The organism is Streptomyces sp. AA4 (assembly GCF_000158875.1).
GTDB lineage: Bacteria > Actinomycetota > Actinomycetes > Mycobacteriales > Pseudonocardiaceae > Amycolatopsis.
Window position 1 is genome coordinate 5,286,394 of sequence record NZ_GG657746.1, and the last position, 25,908, is coordinate 5,312,301.

Annotated in this window: 23 protein-coding genes; 7 read left to right on the plus strand and 16 right to left on the minus strand. The window is 71.1% G+C overall.

Features of this window, described 5'->3' with window-relative positions; translation table 11 throughout:
• Positions 1-57: 57 nt before the first annotated feature.
• Both SSMG_RS24205 and ileS read right to left on the minus strand, forming a co-directional pair.
• Entirely contained in the window at positions 58-1,440 is a 1,383-nt protein-coding gene (locus SSMG_RS24205) for an amino acid permease (RefSeq protein ID WP_009080347.1), read from the minus strand.
• 234 nt (positions 1,441-1,674) lie between these two features.
• The gene (ileS, locus tag SSMG_RS24210; RefSeq protein ID WP_009080349.1) at positions 1,675-4,836 is read right to left on the minus strand and encodes an isoleucine--tRNA ligase; all 3,162 of its coding nucleotides are present in this window, start codon (positions 4,834-4,836) and stop codon (positions 1,675-1,677) included.
• Positions 4,837-5,282: 446 nt separating this feature from the next.
• On the opposite strand from ileS, the gene SSMG_RS24215 reads away from it, so the two are divergent.
• Positions 5,283-6,914, plus strand: a complete 1,632-nt coding sequence (locus tag SSMG_RS24215; RefSeq protein ID WP_234392740.1) for an HSP90 family protein — start codon at positions 5,283-5,285, stop codon at positions 6,912-6,914.
• 136 nt (positions 6,915-7,050) lie between these two features.
• Positions 7,051-9,780 (plus strand): hypothetical protein, encoded by a 2,730-nt coding sequence (locus SSMG_RS42565; protein ID WP_009080352.1) that lies wholly within the window; start codon positions 7,051-7,053, stop codon positions 9,778-9,780.
• On the opposite strand, the gene SSMG_RS24225 is transcribed toward SSMG_RS42565, so the two are convergent.
• The gene (locus SSMG_RS24225; protein WP_100266861.1) at positions 9,725-11,158 is read right to left on the minus strand and encodes an MFS transporter; all 1,434 of its coding nucleotides are present in this window, start codon (positions 11,156-11,158) and stop codon (positions 9,725-9,727) included. The genes SSMG_RS42565 and SSMG_RS24225 overlap by 56 nt on opposite strands.
• 64 nt (positions 11,159-11,222) lie before the next feature.
• Here SSMG_RS24225 and SSMG_RS24230 point away from each other — a divergent pair, with 64 nt between their 5' ends.
• The gene (locus SSMG_RS24230) at positions 11,223-12,011 is read left to right on the plus strand and encodes a helix-turn-helix transcriptional regulator (protein ID WP_009080353.1); all 789 of its coding nucleotides are present in this window, start codon (positions 11,223-11,225) and stop codon (positions 12,009-12,011) included.
• On the opposite strand, the gene SSMG_RS24235 is transcribed toward SSMG_RS24230, so the two are convergent.
• From SSMG_RS24235 to SSMG_RS24285, 11 genes are all read right to left on the minus strand, one after another.
• Positions 11,956-12,582: a hypothetical protein gene (locus tag SSMG_RS24235; protein ID WP_009080355.1), complete on the minus strand. Its 627-nt coding sequence runs from the start codon at positions 12,580-12,582 to the stop codon at positions 11,956-11,958. The genes SSMG_RS24230 and SSMG_RS24235 overlap by 56 nt on opposite strands.
• 141 nt (positions 12,583-12,723) lie before the next feature.
• Positions 12,724-13,575 carry a DivIVA domain-containing protein gene (locus SSMG_RS24240; RefSeq protein ID WP_009080356.1) on the minus strand — a complete coding sequence of 284 codons (852 nt, stop codon included), beginning with the start codon at positions 13,573-13,575 and terminating at the stop codon, positions 12,724-12,726.
• Positions 13,576-13,628: 53 nt separating this feature from the next.
• Positions 13,629-13,910: a YggT family protein gene (locus SSMG_RS24245; RefSeq protein ID WP_286156973.1), complete on the minus strand. Its 282-nt coding sequence runs from the start codon at positions 13,908-13,910 to the stop codon at positions 13,629-13,631.
• Positions 13,911-14,016: 106 nt separating this feature from the next.
• Entirely contained in the window at positions 14,017-14,589 is a 573-nt protein-coding gene (locus SSMG_RS24250) for a cell division protein SepF (RefSeq protein WP_037714677.1), read from the minus strand.
• 80 nt (positions 14,590-14,669) lie between these two features.
• Positions 14,670-15,413, minus strand: coding sequence for a YggS family pyridoxal phosphate-dependent enzyme (locus SSMG_RS24255; RefSeq protein ID WP_037714678.1), 744 nt, complete (start codon positions 15,411-15,413; stop codon positions 14,670-14,672).
• On the minus strand, positions 15,410-16,123 hold the full coding sequence (pgeF, locus tag SSMG_RS24260; RefSeq protein ID WP_009080360.1) for a peptidoglycan editing factor PgeF: 714 nt from the start codon (positions 16,121-16,123) through the stop codon (positions 15,410-15,412). The genes SSMG_RS24255 and pgeF overlap by 4 nt, the downstream gene beginning before the upstream one ends.
• A 393-nt stretch (positions 16,124-16,516) precedes the next feature.
• Positions 16,517-17,833 (minus strand): cell division protein FtsZ, encoded by a 1,317-nt coding sequence (gene ftsZ / locus SSMG_RS24265; RefSeq protein WP_009080361.1) that lies wholly within the window; start codon positions 17,831-17,833, stop codon positions 16,517-16,519.
• A 228-nt stretch (positions 17,834-18,061) separates the two neighbouring features.
• The gene (locus SSMG_RS24270) at positions 18,062-18,823 is read right to left on the minus strand and encodes an anti-sigma factor (protein ID WP_009080363.1); all 762 of its coding nucleotides are present in this window, start codon (positions 18,821-18,823) and stop codon (positions 18,062-18,064) included.
• Positions 18,820-19,413, minus strand: coding sequence for an ECF RNA polymerase sigma factor SigK (gene sigK, locus SSMG_RS24275; protein WP_037714679.1), 594 nt, complete (start codon positions 19,411-19,413; stop codon positions 18,820-18,822). Before sigK ends, SSMG_RS24270 begins: the two co-directional genes overlap by 4 nt.
• Positions 19,406-20,128, minus strand: coding sequence for a DUF1365 domain-containing protein (locus SSMG_RS24280; protein WP_009080366.1), 723 nt, complete (start codon positions 20,126-20,128; stop codon positions 19,406-19,408). Before SSMG_RS24280 ends, sigK begins: the two co-directional genes overlap by 8 nt.
• Positions 20,125-21,396, minus strand: coding sequence for an NAD(P)/FAD-dependent oxidoreductase (locus SSMG_RS24285; RefSeq protein WP_009080368.1), 1,272 nt, complete (start codon positions 21,394-21,396; stop codon positions 20,125-20,127). The genes SSMG_RS24280 and SSMG_RS24285 overlap by 4 nt, the downstream gene beginning before the upstream one ends.
• A 72-nt stretch (positions 21,397-21,468) precedes the next feature.
• Between SSMG_RS24285 and SSMG_RS24290 the strand changes: the two genes are divergently transcribed.
• Positions 21,469-22,707: a cyclopropane-fatty-acyl-phospholipid synthase family protein gene (locus SSMG_RS24290; RefSeq protein ID WP_037714681.1), complete on the plus strand. Its 1,239-nt coding sequence runs from the start codon at positions 21,469-21,471 to the stop codon at positions 22,705-22,707.
• Positions 22,704-23,483, plus strand: coding sequence for a DUF1295 domain-containing protein (locus SSMG_RS24295; RefSeq protein WP_199785970.1), 780 nt, complete (start codon positions 22,704-22,706; stop codon positions 23,481-23,483). The genes SSMG_RS24290 and SSMG_RS24295 overlap by 4 nt, the downstream gene beginning before the upstream one ends.
• Here SSMG_RS24295 and SSMG_RS24300 read toward each other — a convergent pair.
• Both SSMG_RS24300 and SSMG_RS24305 read right to left on the minus strand, forming a co-directional pair.
• Positions 23,470-23,913, minus strand: coding sequence for a DUF664 domain-containing protein (locus tag SSMG_RS24300; protein WP_009080372.1), 444 nt, complete (start codon positions 23,911-23,913; stop codon positions 23,470-23,472). The two genes, SSMG_RS24295 and SSMG_RS24300, sit on opposite strands and share 14 nt — an antisense overlap.
• Positions 23,910-24,419, minus strand: a complete 510-nt coding sequence (locus SSMG_RS24305) for a DinB family protein (protein ID WP_009080373.1) — start codon at positions 24,417-24,419, stop codon at positions 23,910-23,912. Before SSMG_RS24305 ends, SSMG_RS24300 begins: the two co-directional genes overlap by 4 nt.
• 115 nt (positions 24,420-24,534) lie before the next feature.
• On the opposite strand from SSMG_RS24305, the gene SSMG_RS24310 reads away from it, so the two are divergent.
• Together SSMG_RS24310 and SSMG_RS24315 are read left to right on the plus strand one after the other, a co-directional pair.
• The gene (locus SSMG_RS24310; protein ID WP_009080374.1) at positions 24,535-24,969 is read left to right on the plus strand and encodes an OsmC family peroxiredoxin; all 435 of its coding nucleotides are present in this window, start codon (positions 24,535-24,537) and stop codon (positions 24,967-24,969) included.
• Positions 24,970-25,094: 125 nt separating this feature from the next.
• The gene (locus tag SSMG_RS24315; RefSeq protein ID WP_037717873.1) at positions 25,095-25,808 is read left to right on the plus strand and encodes a DinB family protein; all 714 of its coding nucleotides are present in this window, start codon (positions 25,095-25,097) and stop codon (positions 25,806-25,808) included.
• Positions 25,809-25,908 lie beyond the last annotated feature (100 nt).

Below are 25,908 nucleotides of genomic sequence, written 5' to 3' on the forward strand. Positions count from 1 at the left end.
GGGCGTTACCTCGGGGAATGCGACAGATTCGTGATCAACGCCGCGCCGTATAGGCCGTTATACAGATTGATCGGCTTCGCGGCGGGTGCGCTGCCAGCAGATCCCGGCCACGACCAGCACCGCGACGAGGACGCCCGAGCTGATCAGCTGGACCCGGGCGTCCGGGTCGCCGGTCATCACCACGAGGATCGCGAACATCGCGGCGAGCGTCAGCCAGGTCAGGTACGGGAAGCCCCACATCCGCACGGTCAGGCTCTCCGGCGCGGTGCGTTCCAGCTGCTTGCGCACCCGCAGCTGCGTGCAGGCGACCAGGATCCACACGATCAGCAGCACCGAGCCGACCGCGTTGAGCAGGTACTGGAAGACGGTGTCCGGCCAGAGCGCGTTCAGCGCCACGGCGACGAACCCGAAGAGCACCGAAGCCGCGACCGCGAAGACCGGCACGCCGTTTCGGTCCACTTTGGTCAGTGCGCGGGGAGCGTGCCCGCGCCGGGCCAGCGAATAAACCATGCGAGCCGCGCCGTACATGTTGGTGTTCAACGTGGACAGCAAGGCGAACAGCACGACCACGTTCATGATCTGGCCGGTCGCCGGGATCCCGATCCGTTCGAGCACGGCCGCGAACGGGCTCTGTCCTGTTCGGACCTCAGTCCACGGCAGCAGCGAGACGATGACCAGCATGGAACCGATGTAGAACACCGAAATCCGGACGACCGCGTTGCGGACGGCCTTGCCGACGGCGTGCGCGGGATCGTCGGACTCCGCGGCCGCGATGGTCACCACTTCCAGGCCGCCGAAGGTGAAGACCACCGCGAGCAGGCCGGTGCCGACGCCCTGCCATCCGTTGGGCAGCAAGCCGCCGTGGCCGAGCAGATTCGCCGTGCCGGCAAAGGATGTTCCCGGCAGCACGCCGAGAAACGCGAGCACGCCGAGGACCAGGAAGGCGACGACCGCCACGACCTTGATCAGCGCGAGCCAGAACTCCAGCTCGCCGAAACGGGACACCGCCGTGAAGTTGACCGCGGTCAGCACGGCCATGAAGAGCAGGACCAGCGCCCACTGCGGAATGCCGGGCAGCCAGCTGTTGACGATGATCGCGGCCGCGGTGGCCTCGACGGCGAGCACGACGACCAGCGCGGCCCAGTACAGCCAGCCGATCGCGAACCCGGCCCACGGCCCGAACGCGCGCTCGGCGTGCACCGAGAACGACCCGCTGGACGGGATCGCGGCGGCCATTTCCGCCATCATGCGCATGACCAGCATCGCGAGCGTGCCCGCGAGCACGAACGACAGCACGATCCCGGGCCCGGCGAGCTTGATCCCGACGCCGGAGCTGACGAACAGCCCCGAACCGATCACGCCGCCCATCGCGAGCATGGCGAGGTGCCGCTGGCGCAATCCGGCGGCCAGCCCTTCGGCGGCCGCGGCTTCTGAAGTCATGGGAAATCCCTAGCAGACGCTTCCGCGGGCGCAGGAGCCGAGGGCCGCCCGTCCGGCGGCACCGGCTGAGCCGCGTGGCTTTCCCCGCGCCCCCCGGGGGACGACTTCACGCGCCCGCGTCCCTGCCGCGACGGCCCGGCACGCGATGCCGACGTCCGTGAAGGGCTCCTTGAGGGAATCAGATTCCCTCAAGGAGCCCTTCACGGACCTTCAGGTGCCAAAAATGGCGGTGCTTTACGCCTTCGCGACCGCGACCCGGACCTTCACTCCCTCGCCGACCGTGCCGTCGAAGCCCTCGGCCACCTCGCCGTAGGACACCGACGTCGCGAGCGTTTCGGACGCCACGAACTCCTCGTGCTTGCGCACCGCGGCCGTCACCTCGTCGGCGGCGTCCACGGTCAGCGAGATCCGGTCGCCGACGTCGAGACCGGCCTCGCGGCGGGCCTGCTGGACCACGCGGACCAGGTCGCGCGCCAGGCCCTCGTTCGCCAGGTCCTCGGTGACCTCGGTGTCCAGCACGACCAGGCCGGCCCCGCCGGGCAGTTCGGCCGCCGCGCCGCCGCCGGAGGCGACCAGGCGCCGGTCGTACTCGCCCTCGACGAGTTCGACGCCCGCCGCCACGACCGCGCCGGACGCGTTCGTCGTCCAGTCGCCCGCCTTGACCGCCTTGATCACCTGCTGCACGGCCTTGCCCAGCCGCGGCCCGGCCGCCCGCGCGTTCACCGCGACCTCGAACGTGCCGTGCGCGGCGACGTCGGCGGTCAGCTCCACCGACTTCACGTTCACCTCGTCCCGCAGGATCTCGGTGAACCCGCGCAGCGGTTCGACGTCCTCGGCCGCGACGACGAGCTTCGCCAGCGGCAGCCGCACCCGCAGCTTGTTCGCCTTGCGCAGCGCCAGCGCCGACGACGCCACCTGGCGCACCTTGTCCATCGCGGTCACCAGCGCCGCGTCGGCGGGCAGGTCGAGCGCGTTCGGCCAGTCGGCCAGGTGCACCGAACGGCCGCCGGTCAGCCCGCGCCACACCGTTTCGGTGGTGAGCGGCAGCAGCGGCGCGACGACCCGGCAGGTCACCTCCAGCACCGTGTGCAGCGTGTCGATCGCGTCCTGCTCGCCCGCCCAGAACCGGTCGCGCGACCGGCGGACGTACCAGTTCGTGAGCACCTCGAGGAAGTCCCGCACGGTCTGGCACGCGCCCGCGATGTCGTAGCCGTCCATCGCGGCCTCGACGTCGGTCACCAGTTCGTGCGTTTTCGCCAGCACGTACCGGTCGAGCAGGTGCGGCGAATCCGTGCGCCACTGCCCCTGCTTGCCCTCGGCATTCGCGTACAGGGCAAGGAAATAATACGAGTTCCACAGCGGCAGCACGGCCTGGCGCACCGCGTCGCGGATCCCCCGGTCGGTCACCACGAGGTTGCCGCCGCGCAGGATCGGGCTCGCCATGAGGTACCACCGCATGGCGTCGGACCCGTCGCGCTCGAAGACCTCGTTGACGTCCGGGTAGTTCCGCAGCGACTTCGACATCTTCTGGCCGTCGGAGCCGAGCACGATGCCGTGCGACACGCAGGTGCGGAACGCCGGCCGGTCGAACAGCGCGGTCGCGAGCACGTGCAGCAGGTAGAACCAGCCGCGGGTCTGCCCGATGTACTCGACGATGAAGTCGCTCGGGTAGTGGTGCTCGAACCATTCGCGGTTCTCGAACGGGTAGTGCACCTGGGCGTACGGCATCGACCCGGAGTCGAACCACACGTCGAGCACGTCCGGCACGCGCCGCATGGTGGACTTGCCGGTCGGGTCGTCCGGGTTCGGCCGGGTCAGCTCGTCGATGTAGGGCCGGTGCAGGTTGTCCAGCCGCACGCCGAAGTCGGCCTCCAGCTCGTCCAGCGAGCCGTAGACGTCGATGCGCGGGTAGGCCGGGTCGTCGCTTCGCCACACCGGGATCGGCGTGCCGAAGTAGCGGTTGCGGGAGATCGACCAGTCGATGGCGTTCTCCAGCCACTTGCCGAACTGGCCGTCCTTGACGTTCTCCGGGTACCAGGTGATCTGCTGGTTCAGCTCGACCATCCGGTCCTTGAACTGCGTCACCGCGACGAACCACGACGACACCGCGCGGTAGATCAGCGGGTTCCGGCAGCGCCAGCAGTGCGGGTACGAGTGGTCGTAGGTCTCGTGCCGCAGCAGCACCGCGCCCTGGCGCGCCGCGCCGCCGGTGCCGTTCTTGAGGTCCTTGACGATGTTCGGGTTCGCGTCGAACACCTGCTGCCCGGCGTAGTCCGGCACGGTGGCGTCGAACTTGCCGTGGTCGTCCACCGGCGTCACCGGGGCGATCCCGGCCGCGTCGGTCACCACCTTGTCCTCGGCGCCGTAGGCGGGCGCGATGTGCACGACGCCGGTGCCGTCGTCGGTGGTGACGTAGTCTGCGGACAGGACGCGGTGCGCGTTCTCCGTGCCCACGAAGTACGGAAACGGCGGCGCGTAACGGGTTCCGAGCAGCTGCTCGCCGGTGTAGCGCGCGACGACGGCCGGTTCCTCGCCCAGCTCGCGGGCGTACGCGGCCACGCGCTCCTCGGCGAGCAGGTACCGCTTGCCGTCGCTTTCCACCACGACGTACTGCACCTCGGGGTGCACCGCGGTGGCGAGGTTGGACGGCAGCGTCCACGGCGTCGTGGTCCAGATCAGCAGATAAGTGCCGTCGAGCTCGTTGTCGTTGCCCTCCAGGCGGAATCCGACCGTGACGGCCGGGTCCTGCCGGTTGCGGTAGACGTCGGCGTCCATGCCCAGCTCGTGGTTGGACAGCGGGGTCGCGTCGCGCCAGCAGTAGGGCAGGACGCGGTAGCCCTCGTAGACGAGTCCCTTGTCCCACAACCGTTTGAACGCCCAGAGCACCGATTCCATGTAGGTGACGTCGAGCGTTTTGTAGTCGTTGTCGAAGTCGACCCAGCGGGCCTGGCGGGTCACGTACTCGCGCCATTCGTCCGTGTAGCGCAGCACGGACTGCCGCGAAGCCTCGTTGAACTTCGCGATGCCCATCTCTTCGATCTCGGTCGTCTCGGTGATCCCGAGCTGCCGCATCGCCTCGAGTTCGGCGGGCAGGCCGTGGGTGTCCCAGCCGAACCGCCGTTCGACGTGCTTGCCCTTCATCGTCTGGTAGCGCGGGACGATGTCCTTGACGTACCCGGTGAGCAGGTGCCCGTAGTGCGGGAGGCCGTTCGCGAAGGGCGGGCCGTCGTAGAAGACGTACTCGTTGTCGCCGTTCGTGCCCGCGGGCCGGGCGTCGATCGTCGCCTGGAAAGTCCGGTCGCTCTCCCAGTACGCGAGGACGCTCTCCTCCAGCGCGGGGAACGACGGCTGGGACGGGACCGTGGTCTCTCCGCCCGGCGAAGCCTGGGGGTACATCCGGGTGCTCCTCGCATTCGTCGCTCGTACGGGCGACCGGCGGCCGCCCACACGGGGACGAGACGCTCGCGCGTCACGCGGTACCACCCCGCTTGCCCGGCGCACTGCTCCCGGGCCACTCGTTGCACGGCTGTCACGGGCCGCACCCGTCCGGTTCTACTGCGGGCTCGCGCCCGGTTCTTCCGGAGGCTCCCCGGTGATGGCCGGATCGACGCCTTGCTGACTCCAGATTAACTCCTCCCCGCAACCCGCTTTCGCCCTGCCCCGGCCGGACCCGCCCGCCGCGGCGCGGACGCCGGGGAAACCGCGTAACGATTGCGGGCGCCGTGCGGAAAAACCTTGTGTCCGGCGCCAGGCCGCGCCGATACGGTGACCGCCGGGCCGCGCGGGGGCGCACTCGCCGGGCGGAGATCCCGCCCGCGCCACAGCACAGGAGTCGAGCACGGGTGAACCGTAGTTTCCAGGTGGATCTTCGCGGGGTCGTCGACCTGCTGAGCCAGCACCTCTATTCCAGTCCGCGCGTGTACGTGCGGGAACTGCTCCAGAACGCGGTGGACGCGGTGACCGCGCGGCAGGCGGCCGACGCCACCGCGCCCGCCGGGATCGCGATCGACGTCCGCGAAGGGACCCTGCGGATCACCGACACCGGGATCGGCCTGTCCGAGGCGCAGGTGCACGAGCTGCTCGCGACGATCGGCCGCAGCTCCAAACGGGACGAACTCGGGTACGGCCGCCGGGATTTCCTCGGCCAGTTCGGGATCGGGCTGCTGTCCGCGTTCCTCGTCGCCGACGAGACCCGGGTCGTCACCCGCTCCGCGAGCGGCGCTCCCGCGGTCTCGTGGACCGGCCGCGCGGACGGCACCTACGCCGTCGGGCCCGGCGAGCGGGACGCGATCGGCACCACGGTCACCCTCACCGCCCGTCGCGGCGCCGAGCAATGGTTCGTGCCGGAGACGGTCGCCGAGCTCGCGACGCTCTACGGCTCGATGCTGCCGTTCGAAATCACCGTGAACGGCAAGGCGATCAGCGGCGCCGGCGTCCCGTGGCAGACCGGCCGGCGCTCGCCCGGGCACCGTTCGGCGGACCTCGTCGGCTACGCGCAGGAGGTGCTGGGCTTCACCCCGTTCGACGTCGTCGACCTCGACGTGCCCGAGGCCGGTCTGACCGGCGTCGCCTACGTGCTGCCGTTCCCGGCGAACCCGGCCGAGCAAGGCGGGCATCGCGTATACCTCAAGCGGATGCTGCTCGCGGAGAACACGCCCGGGCTGCTGCCGGACTGGGCGTTCTTCGCCCGCTGCGTCGTGGACACCGGCGAGTTGCGCCCCACCGCGAGCCGCGAGGCGCTCTACGACGACGATCAGCTCGCCGCGACCCGCGAAGCGCTCGGCGAGCAGCTGCGCGGCTGGCTCGTCGGGCTTTCGGCCGCCGATCCGCAGCGGCTGAGCCAATTCCTCAAGATCCACCACCTCGGCGTCAAAGCGCTCGCGCTGCACGACGACGACATGCTGCGGCTGGTCGACGAGTGGTGGCCGCTGGAGACCAACGTCGGCCGGATGACGCTGGCCGACTTCCGCGCGCGCTACGGCGTGCTCCGCTACTGCGCGACCGCCGACGAATTCGACCAGCTGGCCGGAGTCGCGGCCGCGCAGAACCTGCCGGTGATCAACGGCGGCTACACCTACGACAGCGAACTGGTCGAACGCGTCCGCGCGCTCGACCCGGACGTGCGCGTCGAGCGGCTCGACCCGAGCGACCTCACCACCGCCTTCGCCGACCTCGACCCGGAAACGGCGCTGGCGCTCCGGCCGTTCGCCGCGGCCGCGCAACGCTGCGTCGACCGGCTCGGCTGCGAGGTCGTGCTGCGCGAGTTCGAGCCCGCGTCGCTGCCGGTGCTGTATCTCGTCGACCGCGCCGCCGCGTTCGCGGGCGAGCTGCGGGCGACCAAGGAGGCCGTCGACGAGCTGTGGGCCGGGGTGCTGTCGGCCTTCGAAAAGCCGGAACGGGACCGCCCGCAGCTCGTGCTCAACTACCGCAACCCGTTGGTGCGGCGCGTTCCCGGCTCGACAACGCGGAGCTGACCGCGCTGGCCGTCGAATCCCTCTACGGCCAGGCGCTGCTGCTCGGCAAGCACCCGCTCCGGCCCGCCGACTCCGCGCTGCTCAACCGCGCCTTCCTCGGCCTCCTCGACCACGCCGTCCCGAACCAGGAGAACTGATGACCGCACCGACCGGCCAGGACCTGTGGAACCGGCTGGGAGCGGCCCGTGCCCTCCCCTTCGGCAGGGGCCAGAGCGCCGCGCTGGAGAGCCTGGTCCGGGCCGCCGACGCCGAGGGCGCGGGGGACCTGCAGTACGCCGCCCGGCTCTCGCTCGTGCGCGCGTACGCGCACGGCGGCGAGCCGGCGAAGGCGTTCGTGCCGTTCGCTTGGTGCCTGGCCAAGCACGACCAGGGCGAGGCCGCCGAGAACTGGGACTACATCCTCTTCTGGTCGTTCAAGTCCATCGTCACGTCGCTGACCGATTTCCCCGAGGTGCCGCTGGACCGCACCTACGCCGTGCTCGACGACATGGAGCGCCGGTACCGGGCGGCCGGGCACACGATGAACCCCGTGCACCAGCACCGGCAGATCGTGGCTCGGCACGTCGGCGACCACGAAACGGCCGTCGAACAGTACCGGCTCTGGAACGCGGCGCCACGCGGCGAGATGTCGGACTGCGCCGGCTGCGAACCGTCCAGCAAGGTCGCCCACCTGAGCCGCTACGGCCGGTTCGAGGAAGCCGTCGCGATCGCCGAACCGGTGCTCAGCGGCACGTTCACCTGCACCGAGCAGCCGGAAGGGATCCTCTCCGCGCTGCTGCTTCCGTTTGTCCACACTGGACGGCTCGAGGAGGCGGCGCGGGCGCACCGGCAGGTGTACCGCGCGATCCGGCACAACCGGCTGGAGCTGAACCTCCTCCCCCGCCACCTCCGGTTCTGCGCGCGCACCGGCAACCACGTGCGCGGGCTGGAAATCCTCGAGCGGCATCTCGGCTGGCTGGACGACGCGCCGTCCCCGTACGTCGAGATGGAGTTCTGCGCGGCCGCGGCGCTGAACCTGCGCCTGGTCGCCGAGTCCGGGCACGGGAGCACGACCGTGCGGCGGCCCGGCGGCGAGAGTTCCGTCCAGGCCCTGCACGACGAGTTTTCCGAACGGGCACTGGGCATCGCCGCCCGCTTCGACGCCCGGAACGGCACCAGCGAGCAGAGCGACCTGGTCCGCGCCGTCCTGTCCGCCGACCCCATCGTGGACCACCTCCCGCTGTCCTGGACCAGCCCGCGCCCGGCCCCGGCGCGGACGCCGGCCGCACCGTCCTTTCCGGACACTCCGGAAGAGCTGGCCGACCTCGCCGAGAAGCACTCCCGGCGAGGCGAAGAGGCGGCCGCCGAAGCCGCGTGGGCGAAGTTCGACGAACTGTGCCCGGATCCGGCCGGATCGCTGCTCGCACGGCGGCTGTCCGGGTCCGCCGACGCGGCCGCCGACCCCGAAGCCGCCGTGCGCGATTGGCTGCGCGCGGCCGAACTGTTCGCCGCCGAAGGCGACGAGGTCGCCCGGCACACCGCGGCGAGCAAAGCCGGGCTCGCCCGCGGCCAACTGGGCGAGCCCGGCCTCGCCGAACTCTCGGACGCAGCCGAGGCACTCGCCGGGCTCGACGACCAGGACCATTACGTCCGCGCCCTGATGCGATGGGCCGTGGCGCTTTCCGAGACGGACGACCTCGACGGCGCGTTCGACCTTCTCGGCCGCGCCGAAGCGGCCGCCACAGCGGTGCCCGCGGATCTCACCGCGCGACTCTCGTTGTTGCGCGCCGAACTCACCGCGCGCAGCGGCCGGCTGCCGGAAGCCCGAGAGCTGGCGGAACGCGCGACGGAGCTGTACGCCGAGGCCGGGTTGGCCGGTCACGAGTCGTGGGCCCGGCTCATGGCCGCCCGGATGGCCGCCTCGACCGGCGACCTCGAGGCGGCTTATGCCATGCTGCGGCCCGCCGAGTCCGCCTCCGCGGCGGGCCTGCGCGCCCAGGTGCGGCACACCCTCGGCATGCTCGCGTCGGACCTCGGCCTGCTGGAGGACGCGGTCGGCCACTACCGCGGGGAAGCCGCTGACCTGGCCGAGGCCGGGGACCTCGCCGGAGCCGCGCTCGCCCAGCTCGGACTGGCCTCCGCGGCCGAACGCGCCGGGGACGCGCTGACCGCCGCCGACGCGGCCGAGGCGGCGATCGAGGTCCTGGAACGAGACGGCGACCAGGACGAACTGGCGAGGGCGCGCTACCTGCTCGCCGGAGCGCACCGCGCGCTCGACCAGCGAGACCCCGCGCTGGTTCTGCTGGACCAGGTGCGCGAGCATTTCGCCGCGGCCGGGAACCAGCCCGCGGCCGGGCACGCAGCCGAGACCATCGGCGACGTCCTCGACGAACTCGACCGCGACGGCGAGGCCGCCGAGTCCTACCTGCGCGCCGCGGAGTACTTCAGGGCGGGAGAACTCCCGGTCGACGCCGTGCGCAACCTGCGGCAGGCAGCGGTGTCGTGGCAGTGGACGGCGAATCCCGAGCGAGCACTCGCCACGCTGGCCGAAGCGGAGAAGAGCGCCGCGGACCTCGACGGCGACGAGCCGCCGGTCGGCTGGGAACGAGCCATGGTCGCCATGAACGGCGGCCGGATCCTGGGTGCCGCCGGGCAACCGGAGGAAGCCCTGACGCGGGCGGCCGCGGCCGCTGAACTGCTCCAGTCCGTCGGCGCGACGACCGAAGCGGCGATCGCCGCGTCCCTGCAAGCCCGCCTCCTGGCCGATCTGAACCGCCCCGCCGAAGCCCGAGCCGCGGCGGAGGCTGCGATCCAGGGGCTGCCGCCGGAGGCTACGGAGCAGATCGAGGGACTCCGGGCGTTTCTGGCGAGTCTCGACGTTTCGTAGGCGCTGATCCGCCGAGCCCGCGGGGTTTTCTCCCCGGGCTCGGCGGATCGACCCGCTCACCCCGCACCCGACCGCGCACCGTCACCACGGCAAGCACCGCCGCCGCGAACCACAACCCCGCCGAAACCAGCCCCAGCACGTGCAACCCGTCCACAAACGACACTCGTGCCGCCGGTTCTCCCGCCACCGCACCGAAAACCGCCACTCCGAGTGCTCCCCCTGCCTGCCGCGCCGCGTTGTTGATCCCGCCCGCGATGCCCGCGCGCTCGCCTGGCGCTTCGGCGACCGAGGCGGTCACCACGGCGGCGGTCAGCAGCCCCATGCCGACGCTGAGCACGAACAGCGTCGGCAGCAGCGTCCAGTACCCGGTGCCAGTGCCGATCCGGAGCAGGTTCAGCATCGCCGCCACGCCGAGCAGGAGTCCGGTGACGATCTGCGGGCGCGGGCCGAACTTCGCGGTGAGCCGTCCGGAGACCGGGCCGACGAGGACCAGCGGGACGAACATCGGCAGCAGCGCGACCGCGGCGGCGATCGGGTCCGCGTGGAGCACGTCCTGCAGGTAGAGCGTGAACACCAGCACCGAACCGAGGCCGACGAAGTTCATCGCCGCCGACACCAGGTTCGCGCCCGCCGTCTGCCGGGACCGCAGGAGCGACAGCGGCAGCATAGGTGCCGAGGAGCGCTGCTCCACCACTACAAAGGCCACTGCGAAGGCCACCGCGAGCAACCCGGCCCACGGCGTCTTCGCGATCACCGCGTACACGCCGCAGCCGAGCGCCAGCGCCGCGGTCGCCGCGCCGGGAACGTCGACGCGACCCGGTTTCCGGACGTCCGGCGGCACCATCCGCCGAGTCGCGACGGCCGCCGCGGCGACGATCGGGACGTTCAGCCAGAACACCGGCCGCCATCCGGCCGTCTGCACGAGAATCCCGCCCAGCAGCGGTCCGGCGGGCAGGGCGAGCGCCGAAAACCCCGCCCAGATCCCCAGTGCCCGGGCGCGTTCCGTGCGGCCGGGGAACGTCCCGGTGATGACCGCCATCGTGCCCGGCAGCAGCAACGCCGCGCCGACGCCTTGCACCGCCCGCGCCGCGACCAGCCAGCCCGCCGACTGCGCCAGCCCGCACGCCGCCGACGCGGCCCCGAAGACGGCCAGCCCGGTCAGCACCACGCCGCGGTGCCCGAGGACGTCGCCGAGCGCTCCCCCGGTCAGCAGCAAGGCGGCGAGCACGACCGAATACCCGACCACCGTCCACTGCAGCTGCGGCACGTCCGCGTGCAGTTCGCTGCCGAGGGTCGGAAGGGCGACGTTGACGACGGTGACGTCGAGCTGCACCAGGAACATCCCGGCGCACATGGTGAACAAGATCGCGGAACGCATGGGTCCAGGAGACACCGGGAACGCTTCCGTCGCGGTGGAAGTGTGCCGGGGGCATGCTGGGGGCATGGAAGGAGACGCCGACATCGCGCGCACCGCCGCCCTGTTCGCCGATCCGGCTCGGGTCCGGGTGCTGATGGCCCTCGCGGACGGCCGGTCGCTGGCCGCGTCCGTGCTGGCCGGCGAAGCGGGCCTGACCGCACAGGGCGTGAGCGCGCACCTGTCGAAACTGCTGGCCGCCGGCTTGGTGACCGCGGAAAAGTCCGGCCGGCACCGGTTCTACCGCATCGCCGGCGCGGCCCCGGAGCTGCTGGAAGCCCTCGCGCGGCACTCCCCCGCGCGTCCTGTCCGGTCGCTGCGGGAAGGCACGCGCGCGGAAGCCCTGCGGACCGCGAGACTGTGCTACGACCACGTCGCCGGACGCCTCGGCGTGACCGTCACGGCGGCCTTGCTCGACCGCGGCGCACTGGCCACTGTGGACGGTGACCCGACCACCCAGCGACGGCCCGGGGACCGGATTTCCTCGCAGCTGCAAGAACATCCGTACGTGCTGGGGCCCGCCGCGGACGACGTGTTCGCCGAGCTAGGCGTGGACGTCGAGGCGGTGGCGAAGAGCCGTCGTCCGCTGCTGCGGTTCTGTCTGGATTGGACAGAGCAGCGCCATCACCTCGCCGGAGCCCTCGGCGCGGCGGTCACGCGACGGTTCATGGACGCGGGATGGCTGCGTTCACGGGCGAAGGCACACCGAGCGGTGCAGCTCACCGAGACTGGCGCGAAGGTGCTCGAAGAAGTCCTGGGCGTCAGCGATGTGCCGCGGCCAGCACCGCATCGGGACCACAGCGCGCGCACGGCGTGAAGCCCAGTTGCCGTGCCTCGCCGACGCCGATCGGGATGGTGTCGCGGCCGGACAGCCAGCCGCAGTCCACCAGGTGGTAGCGCGGGTACTCGTCGACGACCACGACCTCGTCCTCGAGGTCCTTGACCACCTCGAGGTCTTCCGGCGCGGTCTCCTCCACCCCGGGCGGCGTGTCGCGCACCGCTTTCGCCTCGGTTTTGGGCTCGGCTTCCGCGGCGGGCTTCTCGATCTCCGGCTCCGGCACGTCCGCCGGGTCGCCCAGTTCGCCCATGGCCGGGATGAGCGTGGTCTGCTCGACGTCCTTCTCGGCCGGGGCCGCCTCGTCCTTCTCCTCTTCGGAGTCCGCGGAGTCCTCGGAGCCCTCAGCGTCCGACGCGCCCTCAGCATCCTCGTCCGCAGACTCCGCGGCGTCCGCGCTCTTGCGCCGCCGCAGCCAGTCGACAAGCAGCAGGAGCCCGGCGAGCACGGAGAGCCCGATGGAAACCCAGGCCCACAGCGAGGTGCCCGTGACGAGCGCCGTGACGAGCAGCCCGAGAGCCGCCAGCACCAGAAGGAGGACGATGTAGAGCACGCTGAATTACAACACGCGCCGCCCGGTTTCCGGAGCCGACCCGCCCACGCGGCGCACCCCGCCGCGGCGGTGCCGGACCCGGGCACGCCGAAACCCCGCCGGGTCGGAAGGTCATCCGGCGGGGTGCGGTACGGCGGTGGGTCAGCCGGCCTCGGCGCGCGGGCCGAACGAGTAGCCCTGACCGCTGCTCCCGGTCGAGGACTGGCTCGACCCGGAGGACGCCGACGCCGGGGCCGCGGAGCCGCGGTCGTCGAGCTCGCGCAGCTGGGACTCGAGGAAGCCGCGCAGCCGGGTGCGGTATTCGCGCTCGATCGTGCGGAGTTCCTCGATTTTCTTGCCCAGAGCGCCCTTCTCGGCGTTCAGGTTGTTCATCGTCTCGGTGTACTTGCGCTGCGACTCGCGTTCCATGGTGGTCGCCTTGTCGCGCGCCTGGCGCTCCAGCGTCTCGGCGCGCGTGCGCGCGTCGTTCAGCATCGTCTCGGCGCGGGTGCGCGCCTCGTTCACCATCGAGTCGGACTTCGCCCGGGCGTCGGACAGCAGCTGCTCGGACTTGGTCCGCGCCTCCGCCAGCATCCCGTCGGACTCGGTCTTCGCCTCGGCGGTGAGCCGGTCGGCCATCTCCTGCGCCAGGCCGAGGACCTTGGCGGCCTGGACGTTCGGCTCGCCGCTGTCGGGGACCATCGAGTGCGCCTGGGTCTGCTCCATCGCCGACGCGGGCGGCGGGACCGGGGCGAGCCGCCGCGACGGCTCGGGGTCGCGGCCCGGCGGCGGGCCGGCGACCTTCGCGTTCTCGAGCTCCGAGCGGGTCGACTCGAGCTCGGCGTCGAGCTGCTCCACCTGCTGCCGCAGCTCGTTGTTGTCCTCGATCAACCGGGCAAGCTCGGTCTCCACCAGGTCGAGGAACGCGTCCACCTCGTCCTCGTTGTAGCCCCTCTTGCCGATGGGCGGCTTGCTGAACGCGACGTTATGCACGTCAGCGGGGGTCAACGACATCAGATCACCTCACGCACTCCATGGCCTGCAGGACACACCCGGGTTTTCCCCGATCACCTGGGTGTCAGTTGCATCGCGAAAAACACAACCAACAGCAGCACCATAATCGACAAGTCCAGTCCTACGCCGCCGATCCGGACCATCGGAATGATCCTGCGGAACAACCGCACCGGCGGGTCGGTCACTGTGTAGATGGTCTCGAGCGTCACCGCAACCCCTCCGGCGGGACGCCATTCCCGTGCGAAAGTACGCACGAGCTCGACCACGATCCGGGCCGTGAGCAGCAGCCAGAAGGCAAACAGCACGTACCAGATCGCGAGCCACACAGCATTCACGGCGACCACTCTAGCGGGGGACGGCCGGATTGGGCGCGACCAGCCGCTCCCAGGGCGACATAGTCGACAAAATCACGTCTGGCTGCGCCCAGCGGTTCTCCCGGGTTCACCCGCGCAGGAACAATCCGCCCTCGGCGATCCGCCGGCGGTCCTCGGCGGTCACGTCCACGTCGGGCGGTGAGAGAAGGAACACCTTGTTGGTGACCTTGTCCATCGAGCCCCGCACGGCGAACGCCAGTCCCGCCGCGAAGTCCACGATCCGCTTGGCGTCCGCGTTGTCCATCTCGGTGAGGTTGATGATCACCGGGATGCCCTCGCGGTAGTGCTCGCCGATCGCCCGCGCCTCGATGTAGCTCGTCGGGTGCAGCGTCGTGATCCGGCTGAGCGGGTCCCGCGCCGGCGCGGCGACCGGTTCGGCGACCGGGCGCAGGCGGGCCACCGGCTCCGGCTGGCGGTCCACGGCGAGCGCGCCGTGCGTCGCCGGCTCGGCCGCCATCGACCGCGACCGCACGCGCGCGGCGGGTTCGTCGTAGCTGTCCTCGACGTCGCGGTAGCGGGCCCGGGACCGCGCCGGCGGCTGGTCGTAGCCGTCGTCGTACTCGTCGTACCCGTCGTCGTAGCCGTCTTCGTCCGCGGGCACCATCCCGAAGTAGGCCTTCAGCTTCTGCAGCGCGCTCATGCCTCTCCCTAGCCCTTGCCGCTCCCGCACCCTTGTGCCCCGCCCGGCCGGACACGAAACGTCACCACCGGGCGGACTCCCTACGGCGAGGCTAAACCGCGCCCGCCGAGCAACGCGGTTCCGACACGCACACACGTCGAGCCGTGCCGGATCGCCTGGTCCAGATCATGGCTCATTCCGGCGGACACGTCGGCCGCTTCCGGATGCCGGTCCCGGACCCTTTCCGCTGCGTGGGACAGCCGGGCGAAAGCGGCGGCCGGGTCCTCCCCCAACGGGGCCACGGCCATCACGCCGCGCAGTCGCAGCTCCCCCGTGTGGGCGATGCGGTCGGCGAGCGCGCCGACCTCGTCGAGAGGGGTCCCGCCGCGCGCGACGTCGCCGTCGAGGCTCACCTGGACCAGGACGTCGAGCGGTCCGGTCCGCTCCCCGGCTTCCCGCGCGGCGGCGACCGCGCGGGCGAGGGCGTCGGCGAGCCGCGCCGAGTCGACCGACTGGACCTCGGCCGCCCAGCGCACGACCGAACGCGCCTTGTTCCGCTGCAGCCGCCCGACCATGTGCCAGCGCGGCGCGACGTCCGGGCGCAGTTCCGCGACCTCGGCCGCCTTCGGACCGGCTTCCTGGTCGCGGTTCTCGGCGAGGTCGAGCAGCCCGAGGTCGGTCAGCAGGGCGGCGTCGGCCGCCGGGAAGGTCTTGGTGACGCCCAGCAGCCGCACCTCGTCGCGGGAGCGCCCGGCTTCCGCGCAGGCCCGCGCGATGCGCTCCTCGACCGCGGCCAGCGACGCCGCCAGCTCCGCCCGCCGCTGCTCTGCCGGATCCTCGCTCACGCCTTCTCCTCTTCCAGCCAGGTGATGCCGGCGATCCGGCCGGTGGTGCCGTCGCGGCGGAAGCTGAACAACGTCTTGTCCTCGGCGGTGCACCGCGGGTCCGCGCCGACGCGTCCGACTCCCAGATCGGCCAGCTGCTGCCAGAGCCCGGCGCGAAGGTCCAGACCGCTGGTGCCCTTGCGGGTTTTGCAGGCGCTGCCGGGCAGATGCTTCTCGACGTCCGCGGCCATCGCGGCCGGGACCTCGTAGCAGTCGCCGCAGATCGCCGGGCCCAGCAACGCCTCGACGCGGCTCGGTTCGGCGCCGAGCCCGCGCATCGCCTCCAGCGCGGCGGGCACGACGCCGACCCGCGCACCGACCCGGCCCGCGTGCACCGCGGCGACGACGCCCGCTTCGGGATCCGCCATGAGCACCGGGACGCAGTCCGCGACCAGCACCACGAGCGCGACGCCCGGACGGTCGGTCACCAGCGCGTCGGTGGCTTCGGCGGCGGAGGTCTCGGTGCCGTCCACGACGGTCGCGGTGCGGCCGTGCACCTGCTCCATCCAGGCCAGCTTGTCCTCGGCGAGGCCGAGTTCGGACGCCAGCCGCTTGCGGTTGGCGTAGACGTCGCCCGCGTCGTCGCCGACGTGGTCGCCGAGGTTGAAACTCTCGTACGGCGGCCGGGAAGCCCCGCCCGCCCTGGTCGTGACCACTCGTCGTACTCGCACCCCGACATCCTGCCAAAACCGCGGCGGCCGCCGGGGCGCGCCTCGTGCGCGGCAATGCCGGTTAGAACCGGCGCCCGCACTCACGAGGACCGCCCGGCCGCCGCACGCCTCTGCCGCTGTTGCCCACGCGCCCTCGTGCGCGGCAACGCCGGTTAGAACCGGCACCACCACTCACGAGCCCACTTACGACCGCACACCTCGGCCGCTTCACCACGCCTTGCACCCGCCACGAGCCCCCTCGCCCCGCGCAAGCGCGACCGCAGCCCCGCCCTCGTGCGCGGCAATGCCGGTGAGAACTGGCGCCCGCACTCACGAGCCGCCCCGGCACGGCAACGGCCGCCCCGAACGATGCCGGGGCGGCCGTTGCTCGCGAGTCCTTGCTTACCGCCGCGCTTACCGCCGCATGAAGGGCGGCACGTCCACGTCGTCGTCGGTCGGGTCGTCGTGCACCGTCGTCGGACGGCTCGGCAGGCCGCCCGTCGCGGAACCCGAACCGATCGGCGAATACCCCCGCGAGCCGCCGCCCGGCTGGGGCAGGCCGCCGGGCGGGGTGCCGGTGCCGGGCTGCGGCAGGCCCGAGGCGGGCGTGCGCGGCGGGGCGACCGGGTAGCCGGAGCTGCCCGCGGGAGGCACCGGGGTGGCCCCGGACTGCGGCGGGGCCTGCGCGGCCGAACCGCCGCCGACCTGGCCCGCCGAGGCGGACGCGGTGCCGTTGCCCTGTTTGCCGCCGAACGCGGGCGGGTCGAGTTTCTTGTGGGTGGGCGCGCCGGCGTCGAACCCGGCGGCGATCACCGTGACGCGGACCTCGTCGCCGAGGGAGTCGTCGATGATCGTCCCGAAGATGATGTTCGCGTCCGGGTGCGCCGATTCCTGCACGAGCGACGCGGCCTCGTTGATCTCGAACAGGCCGAGGTCCGAGCCGCCCGCGATGGACAGCAGCGCGCCGTGCGCCCCGTCCATCGACGCTTCCAGCAGCGGCGAGTTGATCGCCTTCTCCGCGGCTTGTATCGCCCGGCCTTCGCCGCGCGCGGAGCCGATGCCCATCAGCGCGGAGCCCGCGCCGGACATGACGCTCTTGACGTCGGCGAAGTCCAGGTTGATCAGGCCGGGCGTGGTGATCAGGTCGGTGATGCCCTGGACACCGGAGAGCAGCACCTCGTCGGCGGAGCGGAACGCGTCCATCAGGGACACGCCGATGTCGCCGAGCTGCAGCAGCCGGTCGTTCGGGATCACGATCAGCGTGTCGCATTCGTTGCGCAGCTGCTGGATGCCCTCTTCGGCCTGCTTGCCGCGGCGTTTGCCCTCGAAGGTGAACGGGCGGGTCACGACGCCGATCGTGAGCGCGCCGAGCTTGCGGGCGATCTGCGCGACGACCGGCGCGCCGCCGGTGCCGGTGCCGCCGCCCTCGCCCGCGGTCACGAACACCATGTCGGCGCCCTTGATGACCTCTTCGATCTCCTCGCGGTGGTCCTCGGCCGCCTTCTGCCCCACCTCGGGGGCGGCTCCGGCGCCGAGTCCGCGGGTCAGTTCCCGGCCGATGTCGAGCTTGACGTCGGCGTCGGACATGAGCAGTGCCTGCGCGTCGGTGTTCACCGCGATGAACTCGACACCCTTGAGGCCGACCTCGATCATCCGGTTCACGGCGTTCACGCCGCCGCCGCCGATGCCGACGACCTTGATCACCGCAAGGTAGTTGTGCGGGGGCGTCATCGGGTCCGCCTTCCTGATCGTGATGTGCACATGCCGCCCGCCGGGGCCGGAAACCCTCAACCTCAACCCGAGAGTGAGAGTTATGTCAACCACCGGCGTCAAGGCAGGACGGTAGGCGCCGCGCAAGCTCTAATCCAGTAGCCACGCCGTGAGCGGCAAAGGTGTTTTGCCACAACGCGAACCCGCGCGCAAGGCCGGAACCCGCCGCGAGACCCGGCGCGAGGTCTGCTATGCGGGCACCGAAGCGACCAGCACGACGTCCTTCGACGGCTTCCCCGACGGCGCTCCCCCGGCCTGCTCCACGCTGATCGCGAACTGCTGCGCACCGGCCAATCCGTCCGCCACCACCAGGGAACCCGACGGTCCCCCGGGCAGCAGCCCGGCCGGTCGCGGCGCGAGGTCCGGGCCCATCAGCCAGGCCTCGTACACCTGCCCGGACGGGACCGGCGGCAGCCCGGACGGCATGAACATCACGCGGTCCAGCTTCCGCGACACGACCACCGTCCCGCCGCCTCCGCGCGGCGACGCGACGTGCGACGTCTGGCTGTCCGGCGCGGCGAGCAGTTCGGCCACCGGCCGGTAGCGGTCGCGGGCGGCGTCCAATTCGGACTGTGCGCTGTTCAGCCGGCCGCTGGTGTGCAGCGCGATCCCGCCGAACACGCCGGCGAGGGCGAGCCCGATCACGGCGGCCGCGGCGGCGAGGAGCATCGGCCAGCGGCGCGGGCCGCGCGGGCGAGGTTCGGCGGAACCGGTGCGCGGCGGGAGCTGGCGGGTCGAGCGCATGTCCGCCAGCACGCGGTCCTTGAGCCCGGACGGCGGCTGCTCGTCCATCGCCGCGCCGAGCCGGGCCGCGGTCTCGCGCAGTTCGCGCACCTCCTGCGCGCACGAGTCGCACTGGTCGAGATGGCGGCGGAACTGGGCCCGCTCGACCTCCGACAGCGCGTCGAGCGCGTACGCGCCGGCCAAGGTGTGCATGTCGGGACTGCTCACGCCGTCACCCCCAGGCAGTCGCGCAACCGGATCAGCCCGTCGCGCAGTCTGGTCTTGACCGTCCCCTGCGGCGTGTCCAGCACGTCGGCGACCTCGCGATACGTGTAGCCCTGGTAGTAGGCCAGGAGGACGGATTCCCGCTGCAGTTCGGTCAGCGTCTTCAGGCAGCGCCGCACCTGCGAGCGCTCCAGCCGGGTCGCGACGGATTCCGCGACCTCGTCGAACGGGCGCCCGCGCGCGGCTTCGAAGGTCGCCTTCCGCTCGCGTTCGGTGCTCGCCCGGGCCGACCGCACCCGGTCGACCGCGCGGCGGTGCGCCAGCGTCATCGCCCAGTTCAGGACGCTGCCCTTCGCCGCCGAGTAGCGCGTGGCGGTCTTCCACAGCTCCACGAGCACCTCCTGCGCGACCTCCTCGGACTGCGCGGGGTCCCGCACGATGCGGCGGACGAGCCCGTAGACGGGACCGGCGAGCTGATCGTAGAGCCGTTCGAAGGCGCGTTCGTCGCCCTTCGCGACCAGCGCCATCAGGTCCTCGGCGCTCGTCGAGGGCACCGCCGAGAGCCGGTCGGCCGGGCGTGCGCTCTCATCCATGGAGGGCTCCTGCCGTGTTCTGCCCGGTCCGGGCGGCGAGCGGGGCCTTGCGCCGCCACAGCGCGAGCCCGTGGCGGCGGATCAACGCGGCGACGCGCTGCGGTTGCAGCAGCCTGCCCAGCAGGAAGCGCGCGAGCGTGCGGATCCCGACCGGACGGCGGACTCCTCTCAGCGTAGCCGTCAGCGCGGCATCGCCGTCGCGGTGCAGGACGACGGTCAGCGCCAGCAGCGCGTCCGGACGCGGCAGGTGCATCCGGTACTCCCCCGCCATCTCCTGGAACGGCGACACGTAGAACTCCTTGTCCGCCCGAACCTCTTCGCCCGGCTGGAGCAGGTATGCGTGCCGGCCGCCGTAGGTGTTGTGCACCTCGGCGACCACGCAGGCGAGCGCGCCGTCCGGCGTGTGGCACCAGTAGACGGTGATCGGGTTGAAGACGTACCCGAGAACGCGCGCCGACGCGAGCATCGTCACCGGCCCGCCGCGCAAGTCCACCCCGCGGCGCGCGAGCCAAGCGTCCAGTTTGGACCGGATGCCGCCGGGTTCGTCGCGGTCGAAGTGGTCGCGGCCGTCGAAGCGCGCGAACGGGCGGAGCCACCACGGCAGGCGCGGCAGGTCGTCGAGGTCGGTCCGCCACAGGTACATCCGGTGCGCGAAGGAGTACGGCGGGTCGGTGCGGCGGACGTGCGCGACGGTGGCGTCGTAGAGAGCGGTCACCAGGTCACCCCGAAACTGGCCGCGGCGCGGACGCCGGAGGAACAGCCGTCCTCGTGGAATCCCCAGCCTTGATAAGCACCGGCATACGCGATGACGCCGTCGTTCAATTCCGCCAGGTTTCTCTGCGCGGCAACGGATTCCGGCGTGTAGACCGGATGCTCGTAGGACATTTTCGCGAGCACCGCCTCCGGCTCCAGGCCACCGCTCGGATTGAGCGTGACGGCATACGTCGTCGCTTCGTCGAGGCCCATCAAGCGATTCAGGTCGTAAGTGACTTGGACCGCGCGCAGATCAGCCCCGCAGCCCGGCGTCCGGTAATTCCAGGAGGACCGGGCCGCGGACACAGTCGGCAGCACCGCCGGATCGGTGTGCAGCCAAGCTTCGTTGCGCGAATAGCGAAAGGCGCCGAGCAGTTTCTGTTCCGCTGGAGTCGGATCCGCCAACAGCCGCAACGCCTGATCCGCGTGCGTCGCGACCACCACCCGGTCGACCCGGTGCGCGGTGTCGGCGTCGTCGCGCACCTCGATGCCGCGTGCGGTCCGCTGCACCGCGCGAACCGGAGTGGACAAATGCACCGCCGTCAACTGTTTCGCCGCCCGCTCGACGTACTCCCGCGAACCGCCGACCACCGTTCGCCACTTCGGCGAATTGCGCACCGTGAGCATCCCGTGGTTGCGCAGGAATTCGAACAGATACCGCGCCGGATACCGCATGGTGTCGGCGCGGTCGGCGGACCACACCGTGGACACGAGCGGCAGCACGAAATGATCGACGAAATACCGCGAATACCCGCCGATCGCCAGGAACGCGCCGAGCGGGACGTCCCCCGCCTCCGGGCGCGCCAGCAGCCGCCCGGCGTGCCGGTGGAACCGCTTCACCTCGGCCAGCATGAGCAGGTACCGCGCGGACGCGGCGTTGCTCCGTTGCGCGAACAGCCCGCGCGCGCCCTTCGCCCCGGCGTACTGCAGGCCGCAGCCGTCGCAGCGGATGCTCATCGACATCTCGGTCTCGCGGGTGCGGACGCCGAGTTCGCCGAACAGCCGCAGCAGTGTCGGGTAGGTGCGCTCGTTGTGGACGAGAAACCCGGAATCGACGGCGACCGTCCCGCCGTGCGCGCTCGGCACGTCGTGGGTGTGGGCGTGGCCGCCGAGCCGGTCGTCGGCCTCGAACAGCAGAACCTCGTAGCGGCGCTGCAGCAGGTACGCGGCGGTGAGGCCGGCGACCCCGCTGCCGATGACAGCGATGCGTTGTCCCGTGGTGTGGTGCACGGAGGGGATTCGGAGCCGGTGCCGGAACGGATGGGTACCAATCCGCGCCGCCGTCGGCGCCGAATCCCCCGCATGCCGAAATCCGCAGCTCACCGACTCGCCGAATTCGCCGAACGCGTCCTCGGCGGCCCGCTCCCGGTGGCCGTCCGCACCTGGGACGGGCGCCGGGCGGGGCCGCCCGGGCCGACCGTCGTGCTGAAAAACCGCCGCGCGCTGCGCTGGCTCCTCTACTCCCCCGGCGAACTGGGCCTGGCCCGGGCTTACGTCTCGGGCGACCTGGACGTCGAGGGCGATCTGACCGAAGGCTTCCGCCGGGCTTGGGCATACCGGCCGCAGCTGTCCGCACGGGACTTCGGCGAAGCCATCCGCCTGGCCGCCCGGCTCGGGGTGTTCGGCCTGCCGCCGAAACCGCCCGCCGAAGAGGCCCGGCTGCGCGGGAAGCCGCACACCCTCGACCGGGACCGCTCGGCGATCTCGCACCACTACGACCTGTCGAACGCCTTCTACCAGCTGCTGATGGACGATTCGATGGCGTACTCGTCGGGCTATTGGTCCGGAACCGCCGACCTCGCCCGCGCCCAGCACGACAAACTCGAGCTGATCTGCCGGAAACTCGGCCTGCGACCGGGCATGCGCCTCCTCGACGTCGGCTGCGGCTGGGGTTCCCTGCTCGTCCACGCGGCGAAGCACCACGGCGTCGAGGCCGTCGGGGTCACGATCTCCGCCGAGCAGGCGCAGCACGGCAAAACCCGGCTGGCGCAGCACGATCTGGACGACCGCGTCGAGGTCCGGCGGCAGGACTACCGGGAACTCGCCGGAGAGTCCTTCGACGCCGTGGCGTCCGTCGAGATGGGCGAACACGTCGGCGAGGACAACTACCCGGTCTACGCCAGCACGTTGTTCCGGATGCTCAAACCCACCGGACGCCTGCTGCTGCAACAGATGTCCCGCGGCGCGGTGGCCCCCGGCGGCGGCGCGTTCATCGAGCGCTACATCGCCCCCGACATGACCATGCGCCCGCTCAGCCGCACCCTCGGCCACCTCGAAACCGCAGGCTTCGAGATCCGCGACGTACACGCGTTGCGCGAGCACTACGTCCCGACGGTGCGAGCGTGGGCCGACACCCTGGAACAACACTGGGACGAGGCCGTCGCGTTGATCGGCGAGGCAGGAGCCCGGATCTGGCGGTTGTACCTGGTCGGCGGCGCGCTCGCCTTCGAGGAGAACCGCATGGGCGTCGACCAGATTCTCGCCGTGCGACCGGACGCGGACGGCCGCTCCGGCATGCCGTGGACGAGGGAGTGGGCATGATCGCGCTGCTCGGCCTCACCGCCGGAGTCACCCTGCTCGCGGTGACCCTCACGTTCGGCATCGCCCGCCTGCGCCGCCGCTACGACACCATCGACACGTTCTGGGGCTTGGGTTTCGCCCTCGTCGCCGTGGTCTCGTTCCCCTTCGGCACCGGCCCGCTCGCCCTGCGTCTGACGACCGCCGCGCTCACCGTCGTCTGGGGCGTGCGCCTGGCCGTCCACCTGCACCTGCGCAACCGCGGCAAGCCGGAAGACCCGCGCTACCAGCAGATCGTCGAACGCGCCGGCGCGAATCCCGGATTCCGGATCTTCGTGCGGACGTACCTGATGCAGGCCGCGGTCCTCTGGTTCGTCTCGCTGCCGGTGCAGTTCGCCATGTCCGGCAAGGGTTTCGGCCTCACCGCCTGGCTCGGCGTACTGGGGTGGCTGGTCGGCTTCGCCTTCGAAACCGTCGGCGACGAGCAACTCCGCCGCTTCCGCGCGAACCCGGCCAACCGAGGCCAAGTCCTCGACACCGGCCTCTGGCGCTACACCCGCCACCCGAACTACTTCGGCGACGCGTGCGTCTGGTGGGGCCTCTACCTGCTGGCGTGCTCCACGTGGCCCGGCGCGGCGACGATCCTCTCCCCGGTCGCGATGACCTTCACCCTCGCCCGCGGCACCGGCAAGCCGATGCTGGAGAAAGGCCTGCGGCAGACTCGCCCCGGCTACGCCGACTACATCGCCCGCACCAGCGGTTTCTTCCCGCTGCCGCCGAAGAAACTCACTCCCCGGTGAGGCCCCGCAGCAACTCGAGGTGCCGCGAGGTCTCCTGCACCAGGTACTCGACCACCGCTTCGACCGTCAGCAGCCGGTCGCCCTCGAACGCCACCGGATCGGCCAACGACCGCTCCGCGAGGGCCTCGCGGCACAGCTCGACGCTGTCCCGGTAAGCGCGGCGCACCTCGTCGATCGGCAGGTCGAAGCCTACCTCGAAAGCAGCTTCCCGCCCCGCCGCCAGCCGCTCCGCCCAGCGCTCCGGCTGTCCGGTGACCACGACGTCGAGCAAGGCGTTCTCCACCAACGCGAGATGCCACAGAATCCCGGCGGCGGTCATCCGCTCGCCGGGCCAGTGGGCCTGTTCGTCGGTGAGCCCGGCGCACTTCCCCGCCACGGTCGCGCGCAGCAGTTCGAGGTCGTCGACCAGCTGTGCGCGATCGAGGCTCACTCCCCGGTGAGACCGTCGGTCAGCTCGCGCAGCAGGTCAAGATGCCCGAGATGGCGCGCGGTCTCCTCGATCATGTGCGCGACGACCCAGCGCACCGTGAGCGGCCGGTCCCCCTTGAACAGGACCGTGTCGTCGAACCCCCTCGCCGCGACGACCTCCCGGCACTTCTCGGCTTCGGCCTCGTAATCGGCGATCAGCTGGGTCATCGGCAGCTCCAAGCCGAGTCGGAACTCCGCGTCCCGGTCGATCTCGAGCCGATCGGCCCACTCGTCCGGCTGCCCGTCCAGGACGACGCGGAACCAGTAGTTCTCCACCAGGGTGAGATGGCACAGGAGCCCGGCGATCGTGGTCAGCGCGCTGGGCACGTGCGTCCGGCGGGCCTGTTCGTCGGTGAGCCCGGAGCATTTCCACACGACGCTGGCGCGCAGGAAGTCGAGGAAGCCGGTGAGCTGGGTGCGCTCGTCCCCCGCCATGGGCGGGTCAGGGCGTTCGGGAGCATCGGTCACGTCTCGCAGTCTGCCGCACCCGGCCACTTCTTTTCGCGATTTAGCTTGCGCACAATGTAATTGCGCACTACCGTTGCGGACGTACCCCATTGTCGACCGCTTCAAGGAGACAGCGATGCCCAGCCGCGACCCGACCACCCACTGGACCGGCGGACTGCAGAAAGGCAAGGGCGAGGTCACCTTCGACTCGTCGAACCTGGGCACCTACGAGGTGTCCTTCCCGACCCGGGCGGGCGATCCGGACGGCCGGACCAGCCCCGAGGAACTCATCGCCGCCGCCCACTCGAGCTGCTTGGCGATGAACCTCTCCGGCGTGCTGGAATCCCAGAACCTGGAGGCCGAGTACATCGACGTCTCCGCCGAAGCAACCCTCGGCCCGGCCGACGGCGGCGGTTTCGAAATCAGCGGCATCGCGGTCACGCTGCGCGCGAAGCTGGACGGCGTCACCGCCGAGCAGTTCGCCGAACTGGCCAGCACCGCGGAAAAGACCTGCCCGGTTTCCAAGGCCCTCTCCGGCACCACCATCACCCTGGACGCCGCACTGGCCTGACCCTCCCGCGTTTTCCGTGAGGGGAACCCTCATTGACTCTGAGTCCCTCAGGGTTCCCCTCACGTCCCCCGCCTCGCAGCTCGAGCCCGCCGGTTTTGTCGGTGGTCGCTCCTACGATGCGGATCATGAAAAGATATGTCGACGAGGACCTGCACGACGCGGAATTCCGCGAGTGCGACCTGACCGGAGCGCGCCTGATCGGCGTGGTCATGCAAGACGCCGTGATCGACGGCCTAGTCTCCAACCTCGTGGTGAACGGCGTCGAAGTCAGCGCCTACGTAGAAGCCGAACTGGACCGCCGCCACCCCGTGCGCACCCTGATCCGCTCCGACGACCTGGCCGACCTCCGAGAGGCCGCCCGCCAGCTCACCGCCTCCTGGACCGCGACCATCGAGCGAATCCGCCGCTCCCCCGGCATCGAACACCGCTCCGCGAACGACGAATGGTCGGCCGCGCAAACCCTGCGCCACCTGGTCTTCGTCCACGACTCCTGGTTCCGCCGCTGCTGCCTGGGGTCGACGGACCTCTTCACGCCCATGGGCATCGGACCAGACGCAGAGCCCTACCGCGAAGCACACGGAATCGACCTCTCGCAATCCCCGTCCCTGGACGAAATCGTCCACGCACGCAACGCACAAACCGCAGAACTGGAAGCCTGGCTAGCCACCGCCACCCCAGCACAACTAGCCGCCCCCGCCCCAGTCCCCGACGACGACGTCTGGCCCCCCTACGCGAGAGGCCGCACAGTACGCCAATGCCTAGGCACAGTCCTCAACGAAACCTTCGAACACCACAACTTCTGCACAAGAGACCTAGCACTAATAGAAAACGCCAACTAAGACAAACAACCCGCAGCCGATGCACCCAAAACGAGGGCACCCACACCTCCCCCGCCCCGATACGAAGCCAAAAACACGGCGCTGGGGTGCTTGTCAAGGC